The organism is Hungatella sp. (assembly GCF_046966825.1).
Genome location: NZ_JBKVCZ010000081.1, coordinates 20,486 through 31,014 on the forward strand (window position 1 = coordinate 20,486; position 10,529 = coordinate 31,014).

The window sequence follows — 10,529 nt, forward strand, 5'->3', positions numbered from 1 at the left end:
TGCGTCCGCTTCGCCCTTCGCCGGACACTTTCCGGAATCGGATTGCACTTTTTGCCTTGACAGGTTATAATCATTCTGGAAATATACGGTATTGATAAAAGGAAAAAGAAATCAGGAGAAAATTAAAATGGCCAAAATTAGGACAATGACGGAGGGGCATCCGCTGAAGCTTATTTTCGCGTTTTCACTGCCTCTGATGTTTGGCAATGTATTTCAGCAGTTTTATACCGTGGTGGACACCATGGTGGTTGGTCAGGCGCTGGGCGTCGGTGCGTTGGCTGCACTCGGGGCCGCGGACTGGCTGAACTGGATGGTGTTGGGGATGATTCAGGGCATATCCCAGGGATTTGCCATACTGATGGCCTACGAATTCGGGGCTGGAGATTACAGAAAGCTTCGGCAGGTAATCGCAAATTCGGCGATTCTGGCCTGTCTTGGATCCGTGGTCATGTTAGCTCTCATGCAGGCGGCTGCGCGGCCGGTCCTGCTGCTTTTGAATACGCCGGATGAAATCATCGGGCGGAGTCTTTTGTATTTAAGGATTATGTTCTGGGGAATTCCCATTGTGATGGCATATAATGTTCTGGCCTCCATCCTCCGGGCCATGGGAGATGGGAAAACACCGCTCCACGCTATGGTGGTGGCCTCCGCAGTCAACATCGGCCTGGACCTGCTGTTTGTACTCGTCTTTCATTGGGGGATCGGCGGTGCGGCCGCGGCCACGCTGATCGCGCAGGCCTGCTCCAGTTTATACTGTTTAAGGAGCCTGTTAAAGGTGTCGATTCTTTCATTTGAAAAGAAGGATTTTCACCTGGAACCGTATCTTTGCAGAAAGCTGATGACCCTGGGGATTCCCATGGCATTTCAGAATGGAATCATCGCTGTGGGCGGTATGATTGTGCAGTCGGTGGTCAATGGATTCGGAGTTCTCTTCATCGCAGGATTTACGGCGACCAACAAGCTGTATGGACTGCTGGAGATCGCCGCGACCTCCTATGGCTATGCCATGACTACTTATGTGGGCCAGAATCTGGGAGCCGGAAAGATCAGACGTATCAGGCAGGGGATGAAATCAGGGCTTCTCTTAGCCATGCTCACCTCGGCTGTGATCGCGGCCGTGATGCTGGTCTTCGGGCAGGCGATTCTCGGATGCTTCATCACGGGAACACCGGAAGAGGCGGCCAGGACTATGGAAATCGCCTACCATTATCTGGCGATCATGAGCGTCTGTCTCCCTATCCTTTACCTTCTTCACGTGGTTCGTTCATCCATCCAGGGGATGGGAGATACGGTTCTGCCCATGCTGTCCGGCGTGGTGGAATTTTTAATGAGAACGGGAGCTGCGCTGTTTCTTCCGCTGGCTATGGGGCAGGAGGGCATTTTTTATGCAGAGATCCTGGCCTGGATCGGCGCGGATGTGGTGCTGGTCGTCAGCTATTTTGTGAGGATAAAAGGATTGAAAGGCGGAGACGAGTCTGGTGATTGAAAAGAGAGAAGATCATAAGGAGCCATGCTGCTGTTTTGCCCCGATGGAGGGGATTACAGGCTATGTATACCGGAGCGCCTACCATGCGCTGTTTCCCCATGTGGACCGGTATTTTACTCCATTTTTACAGCCGAACCAGAACCACCGCTTCGCTTCGAGAGATCGAAACGATGTGCTTCCGGAACATAACAAAGGAATTACCCTGATTCCTCAGATTCTCACAAACCGTGCGGAGGACTTTATCTGGATGGCGGGCGAGCTTGAGGCGCTGGGGTATGACGAGGTGAATTTGAATCTGGGATGTCCGTCCGGAACGGTGGTTACGAAATATAAGGGAGCCGGTTTTCTGGCGAAAAAGGAAGCGCTGGATGCGTTTCTTGATGAGGTATGTGCGGGAATCCATATCCGCCTTTCCGTGAAAACAAGGCTGGGAATGGCATCGCCGGATGAATTTGAGGAACTGCTTGAGATTTACAATAAATATCCCTTAAAAGAATTGATAATCCATCCACGGGTGCGAAGTGATTTCTATAAGAATACGCCCGACCGCGCCGCGTTTCAAAAGGCTCTGAAAGCCAGCAGAAATGAGGTATGGTACAATGGAGACATCTTCACTCCCGGGGACTGGGAGAAGTTCCACACCGGATTTCCGGAGGTGAACTGCATCATGCTGGGCCGGGGCCTGATCGCAAATCCCGGACTGGCCGGTGAGATCAAGGGATTCGGATTCCCGGACAAAGGCCGGATTAAGGAATTTCACGATATGATTTACCAGGGCTACAGGGAGACCATATCCGGCGACCGGAACGTTCTGTTTAAGATGAAGGAAATCTGGTTTTACCTGCTGTTTCTGTTTCCGGGATCGGAAAAATACGGAAAGAGGATTCGCAAGGCGGAACGGGCCGCGGAGTATGAAGCTGCCGTCGCCTCGCTGTTCCGGGATCTGGATATTCAACAGGGATGCGGATATGGAGCAGAACGTTAAAGAGCAGGTGTCAGGGGGCATCATCGACGGATAACAGAAGAAGAGAGAGGGGAGTAGCTCATGAAGGCAAAAAGATTATTAAGGAAGCTGTATCTGGCACTTATGATTGCGGCGGTATCGAATCTTCCGCTGCTTGTGTACGGCTTATTTACCGGACGCCTCATGGAGGGGACGATTCAGCCGCAGCCCGCAGCGGCAGTTGTTGGGGCCATTCTCTTAGGCATTTGCTGGCTTTATTTTAATATAAGACCGTACCATGACAGTAACCATGCTAAGCTGCGTCTCGTTATTATGCGCGGCGGACGGACTCTTGGATTTGCGGCGATTTACGGAATTTTGGTACAGTGCCTGATTGCATTTGTCCTATATCCCCGTCTGCTCCACGGCAGCGCAGAGGCAGCGGAATGGCCGGTGGGAGTCCTGATCGGCAATATGGTATTTGCGGCAGCGGCCCTTCTGGTTCTTCTGTGGAACGGAATTCTGAGGATGTATCTTACGTCGGCGCGTCTCCGCGTGAGAATGCGGCTCCTGATGCTGCTGGCCATGTGGATTCCGATTGTCAATCTGGCTGTGCTGCTCCACGCCATGAGACTGGTGCGGGCGGAGTATGATTTTGCCTGCTACAAGGAGTCTGTGCGGTCGACCCGCGTGGAGTCCGATCTCTGCCGGACGAAGTATCCGCTCATCATGGTGCACGGAGTCGGCTTCCGCGACCTTCGTTACTTTAACTACTGGGGAAGAATTCCCCGGGAACTGTCTCGGTTAGGAGCCACCGTCTACTATGGCAATCAGGAGGCGCTGGGGACTATCACCTATAACGCGGAGGACATTCGAAAGAAGATTCTGGAGGTGGTAAAGGAGACGGGCTGTGAAAAGGTCAACATTATTGCACACTCCAAGGGTGGTCTGGATGCGCGCTACGCCATCAGCAAGCTGGGGATGGCGCCATATACGGCATCACTTACCACAGTCAGCACCCCGCACCACGGATGCCGGTTTGTCGACTATGCAGTCCGCTTACCGGAAGGCTTATACCGTCTGGTTTCCAAGTGCTTTGACCGGACATTTTCCCGATTTGGGGATAAGAACCCGGATTTCTATACCGCCACTCATCAGTTTTCCACAGAGTCCAGCAGGGCATTTAATGAATCGGTTCCCGATGCGTCCGGTGTTTACTATCAGAGCTATGCTTCGAAGATGCGCGACTGTTTCAGCGATCCGCTGCTGTGGATTCCCTACTGCCTCATAAAGCCTCTGGAAGGAGACAATGACGGCCTGGTGAGCACAGAGTCCGCCCGCTGGGGAGAGTTCCGTACCGTGTTTGCCAGCAGCAGCCACCGCGGGATATCCCACGGGGATATGATCGACTTGAAACGGGAAGATTATAAGGGCTTCGATGTGGTGGAATGCTACGTCCAGATCGTTTCAGAGCTGGTAAAAAAAGGTTTTTAAAATTAGCAGTGCCAAAATCCGGAATCTTGGGCAGCGCTCTTGACAGCGTTCCCGTTTCGTGCTAGTATAAGGATACCTCAAAAGAGGCACCAGTCCGGGGTAGTACTGGTTTCGACAGGGGTCATGCAGCTGGTGAAGCTATCCGCATGCGATGCGTTAAATGGCAAACTTAAATATAAACGCTAACAATAACGAATTAGCACTGGCAGCTTAATGCTGCTTGTCGGCCTTAGGGCACTCACACCTTAAGAATCCGGCATCGACGATGTGAGAAACGACTTATGCAAAGCTTTGAGCATATGGGCGTATGATGAAGCTACTGAACTCACCAGGGTGTCAGTTTTCGGGTGACAGAGGGAATGTAAAATAACTGACTATGATAGTAGAAGAACAGGGAATTGGTTTTTGGACACGGGTTCAAATCCCGTCTACTCCACTCAAAAGGCTCAGTATTTACTGGGCCTTTTCTTTTTTTATGTAACAGGAAAGTGCTTCTGTTACACAAAAAAGCCCTCCGGGCAGGAGGCGCACTCCGCGCTAAGGAAGTATGGCCGCTGAAGCAGCCGCGCTCCGGCGCGCGAGTCCGGATCGCCGGACTCTTTATTCTATGGGTATACCGTGTTCCAATATGCTGCGGTTCACAGCTCCGGATAAGCGATGAACGGCTGATCCGGTGATTGACAGATCATAAAAAGGCTGATATTCTGAAAGCACGCGGCCTGATACTCAGGATGAACGGACAGCATACGGAGGTGATTATTATGAAATTTATGGGATTTACCATAGAAAGCAGGGAAGAACAGAGAAAGCGGGAAGAGGAAGCCCTGCACCATTATTTCCGTTACGGTGCGAAGCACAGAAACAAGGTGGGAAGGCTTCTGGAAGAACTGATTCCGGGCGAGAAGCGGGAACACCTGATTATGTATTACCTGCAGATCAAAGACGCCATGGAAAAGGGCGGGACACAGGATTTTGATGAGGCAGTAAAACGGATTAATCCCAAAAGCAGGATTATTTCTGTCAATAAAACGATCCATCAGTACTATAAAGCGGTCATGGAGGCAGATGCCGATATAAAAGAGGATCTGGAGCTTCCGACTGCGGAGGAAATAAAGAAACGGGAAAGAGGAGCAGAGAATGGCGGATATTAAGTATGATATTGTAAAAGAGTTTGGCGTGCTGTCCGAGAATGCCAAAGGCTGGAGAAAAGAAGTGAATCTGATCAGCTGGAATGGCGGCGCCCCCAAGTATGACATCCGTGACTGGGCGCCGGATCACGAAAAGATGGGAAAGGGAACGACGCTGTCCGAAGAGGAGATGAAAAATCTGAAAGAGATTCTGGGAGAGCTTCTATAACAGAGGTGGTTTCAGAATGGACAGGTTTATGGTATAATCTGTTAATCAGCGAGCCATAAGGCGAAAGTAAACAATCAGGAGGATAAGTTATGCTGAAGCAATTATCAATTTACGCAGAGAATAGAAAGGGCACATTTAAGCACGTCACCGGAATTCTTGAGGAGGAGAACATCAATATTCTTGGTTCCGTAACCAATGACAGTGCAGAGTATGGAATTATCCGTATGGTTGTATCCGCTCCGGACAAGGCGGTAACGGCACTTGAGAAGGCGGACTATCTGTGCAAACTGACTGACGTGGTGGGCGTTGAGATGGCGGATGAAGTGGGAAACCTTCATCACCTTTTGATGGCTCTCTCAGAGAGCAACATCAATGTGGATTACGTTTACCTGTCATTTAACCGCGACTCCAACAAGCCGATCCTGATTTTTCACGCAGATGATATCCGGGCGGTCGAGGCGTGTCTGGCGGGAAAAGGGTTTACGGTAGTCTCTTAGGAATATGGGAGGATTACGATGAGAATAGAGGACGAAATCATCGATCTGGGCGATCATCAGCTGCTTCTTAGAAATGCCGTAGAAGAGGATGCCGAAATGCTGCTGGAATGCTTAAAAACAACGTGCGGCGAGACCAGGTTTCTTGTGAAAGAACCGGAAGAGATCGATTTAACGCTGGAGGACGAGCGAAAATTCATACATAATCAGAATGAGTCGAAACAAAATATCATGCTTCTTGGATTTGTCGATGGAGAGTACGTCGGAAACTGTTCCCTGATGGGGATGGAACAGAGCAGATATCACCATCGCGTCAGCCTGGGGATCGCGCTGTATCAAAAGTATACCGGCCGCGGCATTGGAAAGGCGATGATCGGGAAGCTGATTGAAATTGCGAGAGAGCATCAATTTGAACAGATTGAGCTGGAAGTCGTAGCCGATAATCAGAGAGCGATAGCTCTTTATAAGAAGATGGGATTCGAAATTTTCGGGACATTTCCGAACAATATGAAGTATAAGGATGGGACTTATGCAGACGCATATTGGATGATGAAACGATTATAACAGACAGGTTTGAGCTGTTTAAAAATGCAGCAGAACAGAGAGTCTGGCTTGCCGGACTCTCTATTCTGTTTCAGAACATGCACCTGACCGTGGCCGTTTACCGTGGCCGTTTATTTCTTGTTGGAGAGACTGCTGGAAAACCTGGCCGCCATCCGGTAAAACAGGTTCCTGGGTAAGAACCTGACGAGAGTCCGTATCATCTTTGCACCGGTGTCGGGTACGGAGATGACCTTTTTCTTAGCGAAATCTTTCATGGCGTCGGCCACGATGGCGTCGGGATCGCGAAAACCGAATATTCCCTTCCTGCTCTTATCCATATGCATTTCCGCGCTTTCGTGAAAATGTGAATCAATAAACCCGGGGCAGACGGCCTGTACTCTTATGTCCGTACCGGAGAGCTCCATATGTAAGCCTTCGGTAAAATTTATAATATAGAGCTTTGTGGACGAATAAAGAACATTGTGTGGAAGAACGGCAAAGGCGCCATCCGATGAAATGTTAATGATGGCCCCGGAATTCCTCTGTACCATGCCCTTAAGTACAAAATGGGTCAGCTTCGTCACACACCAGACCTGCAGATAAAGCATCTTTTCCACATCCGCTTCCGGGGTATCGACAAAGGCCGGTTTCAGCCCGAAGCCTGCGTTGTTCACCAAAATATCGATGGTTCGATCTCCGATTTGGGAGAGAAAACGATTGATCCCGTCTAAGCTGGACAGCTCTGCGATGATGACCTCCACGTTCACATGGAATTGATTTTGCAGGCTTTCCGCATTTTTTCTGATCACGTCTTCCCGCCGTCCGGTTATGATTAAATTGCATCCTTTGGAAGCAAAGTATCTGGCATAGCTTAGTCCAAGACCACTGGTTGCGCCGGTGATTAATGCTGTTTTACTCATTGATAAGACTCCTCTCATTGAACAATGTTCACTCGCTGCCCGAAATACCTCCCCTGTCAATATCTGCGCTATTGCAGCTTCAGCAGTCCGCTAATATAGCCTCTGGCCAATTCTGTTTTCCTTTCCGGAGACATTTCGTCATCATTCAGGATCGGAAACAGGCCATAAAGCACAAATTTGGAAAAGGAAGCGGTATCGGCAATTGCCGCGGTTCCATTTTCATTCAGGCTGTCGAAAAAAGACTTTGCATAAGGAAATAAATAATCACAGTTGGACAGAAACAGCAGGCTGTGGAACGTTTTGTTTTCAGCCTTATGGAAAAATTCATGGTATTTCTCTTTGCCGTCGCGGTCCAGGAATAAGTCCGCAGCGCAGTCCAGTAATCCGTCGATGTCCCCGCGGTATCTCTTTAAAGCCTGAACGATGGGGGCGCAGTAGTCCAGAACGTACTGAGAGACGGCACTGTCAAATAATTCCTGCTTCGAATTAAAATACCTGTAGCAGAGGCCTGGAACGACGCCGATCACTGCGGCAATATCTCGCATAGTCGTTTGTTCATATCCCTTTTCTGTAAATGCCCGCATGGCGGCATCCATAATTTCCTGTTTTCGCTCCTCCGGCGGCTTGGAAATCCTTATTTTTTCTTCCTTCACGGTATCACCTCTCTTCTCTGAAATCATTGTAACACTCGAATAAACAAAAGTCAATGAACGATATTCACTGGATAAAAATAGATTTGATTGACATTCCATAAAAAGATTTGTATAGTAGTCTACGGAAAAGAACGCATTCCGATTGAATGATCAGATGCGCTCTGGAGACAATATTATAAATAGAAGACGAGGTGCGCAATGACAAAGGAAAAGGCAACGGCAAAGGATACCGAATTTTCACTAACCGCCGTGCCGCCCCAGCTGAAGCGTCAGGGGCTGTGGGCTGCAATGGTTGTGCTGGTGGGGTTCACATTTTTCACGCCCAGCATGACTGCGGGAGGAAATTTAGGAATCGGCATGAACGCAGCCGGATTTGTGGCGGCAATGCTGATCGGCAACATCTTTTTAGGGATTTACTGTGGTATATTGGGGTATATCGGGCAGAAGACGGGTCTGACGCTGGATTTACTGGCGCACCGATCTTTCGGTGAGGTCGGTTCCTTTCTCCCATCAGCCTTAATCAGCTTCACACAGATCGGATGGTTTGGTGTGGGTGCCGCCATGTTTGCGATCCCGGTATCAGAACTGACTCATGTGCCGGTTGCGATTCTGATTATCATTACGGGCATCGTGATGACGCTTACCGCCTATTTCGGTATCAAGGCGCTGGCGGTTCTTGGATCCATTGCAGTTCCGCTCATTGCCATTCTGGGTATTTATTCTGTCAGCTGGGGTGTCAGGGAGGTTCACGGTTTTGCGAACGTCTTCGCACAGAACCCGGAGAATCCGATTTCGCTGGCGGCTGGCATTGCCATCGTGGTTGGGTCTTTTATCTCGGGAGGAACGGCGACGCCAAACTTCACCAGATTTTCCAGGACGCCGAAGACAGCGGTCACGGCGACGGTGGTAGCTTTCTTCGTAGGAAATTCCATCATGATGATATTTGGAGCCGTTGGCGGCGCTGTTACGGGAGTTGCGGATATCTTTAATATTCTGATTTTACAGGGACTGGCGGTTCCAGCGATTATTACGCTGGGACTCAACATCTGGACGACCAACAATAACGCGCTTTACACAGCCGGCCTCGGAGTATCCAATATTACCAAGGTTCCCATGAAGCCCATGGTATTAGCGGGAGGTCTGGTAGGAACGGCGACGGCTGTCTGGCTTTACTATAATTTCGTCGGTTTTTTAAATCTGCTGAGCGGAATGATCCCTCCTGTCGGCGCGGTGATCATTCTCCATTACTTCTTCCACAAAAAGGATTATATGGACGAGTCCTATCCGCATACAGCAGTGAACCCGGGCGGGATTTTAGCAGTGGCTGGCGGAGCGCTTGTAGGAATCTTTGTCCAGTGGGGGATTAAGCCGCTGAATTCTTTGCTGGTTGCGGCTGTGATTTTTGTGATCATCGACCGTATTTTTGGAAAACGTACATCCAGTACTAGATAGGAGAGGAGAACCGTTATGCTTATAAAACAGATCTTTATTGAAAATGGAAGAGAGGCTTCTGATATCCGCGTGTCTAACGGAGTATTTGAAGCGATAGCGCCTGCATTGGAACCGCTTCCGGGTGAGGAAGTGATCGACGGTACCGGGAAGTCTGCATTTCCGCCGTTTATCGAAAGCCACGTTCACTTAGATACCTGCTTAACGGCCGGGGACCCGGTGTGGAATATGTCGGGCACCCTGTTCGAGGGGATTGAGTGCTGGTCGAAGCGAAAGGAAAAGCTGAGCAGGCAGGACGTCAAGGAGCGCGCCCGGAGGGCGGTGCAGATGCAGGCGGCCAATGGCGTTCAGTACGTAAGAACCCATGTGGATGTGACAGACCCATCGCTGACAGCCATGGAAGCCATGCTGGAACTGAAGGAGGAGCTGAGAGACTATGTGACTATTCAGATCGTCGCATTTCCTCAGGAGGGAATCCTAAGCTACCCGAATGGCAAAGAGCTGCTGGAAAATGCGGTGAAGATGGGAGCAGACTGTGTGGGTGCGATCCCCCATTTTGAATTTACCAGGGAATACGCCGTGGAGAGTGTGAATTACTGCATGGAACTGGCGGAGCGCTACGACCGCCTGGTGGATGTACACTGCGATGAGATCGATGACGAGCAGTCCAAGGGGCTGGAGGTTCTGGCCTGCCGTGCTCTGGAAAGCGGATTAAAAGAGCGGGTAACCGCCAGCCACACCACGGCCATGCACAGCTACAACAACGCCTACTGCAGCAAGCTGTTCCGCCTGCTTAAGATGAGTGACATTAACTTTGTCAGCAATCCTCTGGTAAACACCCATTTACAGGGAAGATTTGACAATTACCCGCGCCGCCGCGGCGTAACCCGGGTGAAGGAGCTGCTGGCCAACGGCAATAACGTTTCCATGGGCCACGACGATATCTTCGATCCCTGGTATCCCCTGGGCGACGGCAATATGATGAGCGTGGTCCACATGGGCCTTCACGTGTGCCAGATGATGGGATACGAGGAGATTTTAAACAGCTATAGGCTGATCACCCATAACGCGGCGCGGACGCTGAATCTGGGAGATACCTATGGAATCAAGGTGGGAAATCCGGCTGACTTTATTGTACTGAACCAGACGGATTTCTATCGGGCGCTGAACAAACAGAGCGAGGTACTCTTA

General features: G+C 50.2%; 11 protein-coding genes and 1 other RNA gene. 10 read left to right on the top strand and 2 right to left on the bottom strand.

What is annotated here, in order from left to right; all coding sequences use genetic code 11:
* Nucleotides 1-127: 127 nt before the first annotated feature.
* From ACLTD4_RS21655 to ACLTD4_RS21690, 8 genes are all read left to right on the top strand, one after another.
* Complete coding sequence (locus ACLTD4_RS21655) at nt 128-1,486, top strand: MATE family efflux transporter (RefSeq protein WP_055655114.1); 1,359 nt, start codon at nt 128-130, stop codon at nt 1,484-1,486.
* A 43-nt stretch (nt 1,487-1,529) separates the two neighbouring features.
* On the top strand, nt 1,530-2,471 hold the full coding sequence (locus ACLTD4_RS21660) for a tRNA dihydrouridine synthase (protein ID WP_055655665.1): 942 nt from the start codon (nt 1,530-1,532) through the stop codon (nt 2,469-2,471).
* 60 nt (nt 2,472-2,531) lie between these two features.
* The gene (locus ACLTD4_RS21665) at nt 2,532-3,923 is read left to right on the top strand and encodes an esterase/lipase family protein (RefSeq protein WP_055655112.1); all 1,392 of its coding nucleotides are present in this window, start codon (nt 2,532-2,534) and stop codon (nt 3,921-3,923) included.
* A gap of 96 nt (nt 3,924-4,019) precedes the next feature.
* Nucleotides 4,020-4,362, top strand: a transfer-messenger RNA (tmRNA) gene (gene ssrA / locus ACLTD4_RS21670).
* 322 nt (nt 4,363-4,684) lie between these two features.
* Entirely contained in the window at nt 4,685-5,074 is a 390-nt protein-coding gene (locus ACLTD4_RS21675; protein WP_002600164.1) for a hypothetical protein, read from the top strand.
* Entirely contained in the window at nt 5,061-5,279 is a 219-nt protein-coding gene (locus ACLTD4_RS21680; protein ID WP_055655111.1) for a YdbC family protein, read from the top strand. The genes ACLTD4_RS21675 and ACLTD4_RS21680 overlap by 14 nt, the downstream gene beginning before the upstream one ends.
* A gap of 89 nt (nt 5,280-5,368) precedes the next feature.
* Nucleotides 5,369-5,776: an ACT domain-containing protein gene (locus ACLTD4_RS21685; protein WP_002600162.1), complete on the top strand. Its 408-nt coding sequence runs from the start codon at nt 5,369-5,371 to the stop codon at nt 5,774-5,776.
* 18 nt (nt 5,777-5,794) lie between these two features.
* Nucleotides 5,795-6,337 (top strand): GNAT family N-acetyltransferase, encoded by a 543-nt coding sequence (locus tag ACLTD4_RS21690; RefSeq protein WP_055655108.1) that lies wholly within the window; start codon nt 5,795-5,797, stop codon nt 6,335-6,337.
* A gap of 110 nt (nt 6,338-6,447) precedes the next feature.
* Here ACLTD4_RS21690 and ACLTD4_RS21695 read toward each other — a convergent pair whose 3' ends face one another.
* Both ACLTD4_RS21695 and ACLTD4_RS21700 read right to left on the bottom strand, forming a co-directional pair.
* Nucleotides 6,448-7,236, bottom strand: coding sequence for an SDR family NAD(P)-dependent oxidoreductase (locus ACLTD4_RS21695; RefSeq protein ID WP_055655106.1), 789 nt, complete (start codon nt 7,234-7,236; stop codon nt 6,448-6,450).
* A 68-nt stretch (nt 7,237-7,304) separates the two neighbouring features.
* Complete coding sequence (locus ACLTD4_RS21700) at nt 7,305-7,889, bottom strand: TetR/AcrR family transcriptional regulator (protein ID WP_055655104.1); 585 nt, start codon at nt 7,887-7,889, stop codon at nt 7,305-7,307.
* A 198-nt stretch (nt 7,890-8,087) separates the two neighbouring features.
* Between ACLTD4_RS21700 and codB the strand changes: the two genes are divergently transcribed.
* Together codB and codA are read left to right on the top strand one after the other, a co-directional pair.
* Nucleotides 8,088-9,341 carry a cytosine permease gene (gene codB, locus ACLTD4_RS21705; protein WP_117622255.1) on the top strand — a complete coding sequence of 418 codons (1,254 nt, stop codon included), beginning with the start codon at nt 8,088-8,090 and terminating at the stop codon, nt 9,339-9,341.
* Nucleotides 9,342-9,356: 15 nt separating this feature from the next.
* Nucleotides 9,357-10,529, top strand: a 1,173-nt coding sequence (codA, locus tag ACLTD4_RS21710; RefSeq protein ID WP_412331556.1) for a cytosine deaminase, incomplete at its 3' end; no start/stop codon positions are given.

What these genes read in the sequence shown, in the direction of transcription:
- ACLTD4_RS21680 (WP_055655111.1), top strand. Translation starts at nt 5,061, where the DNA reads ATGGCGGATATTAAGTATGATATTGTAAAAGAGTTTGGCGTGCTGTCC.
- ACLTD4_RS21660 (WP_055655665.1), top strand. Translation starts at nt 1,530, where the DNA reads ATGGAGGGGATTACAGGCTATGTATACCGGAGCGCCTACCATGCGCTG.
- ACLTD4_RS21695 (WP_055655106.1), bottom strand. Translation starts at nt 7,236, where the DNA reads ATGAGTAAAACAGCATTAATCACCGGCGCAACCAGTGGTCTTGGACTA.
- ACLTD4_RS21690 (WP_055655108.1), top strand. Translation starts at nt 5,795, where the DNA reads ATGAGAATAGAGGACGAAATCATCGATCTGGGCGATCATCAGCTGCTT.
- ACLTD4_RS21685 (WP_002600162.1), top strand. Translation starts at nt 5,369, where the DNA reads ATGCTGAAGCAATTATCAATTTACGCAGAGAATAGAAAGGGCACATTT.
- ACLTD4_RS21665 (WP_055655112.1), top strand. Translation starts at nt 2,532, where the DNA reads ATGAAGGCAAAAAGATTATTAAGGAAGCTGTATCTGGCACTTATGATT.
- ACLTD4_RS21655 (WP_055655114.1), top strand. Translation starts at nt 128, where the DNA reads ATGGCCAAAATTAGGACAATGACGGAGGGGCATCCGCTGAAGCTTATT.
- ACLTD4_RS21675 (WP_002600164.1), top strand. Translation starts at nt 4,685, where the DNA reads ATGAAATTTATGGGATTTACCATAGAAAGCAGGGAAGAACAGAGAAAG.
- codB (WP_117622255.1), top strand. Translation starts at nt 8,088, where the DNA reads ATGACAAAGGAAAAGGCAACGGCAAAGGATACCGAATTTTCACTAACC.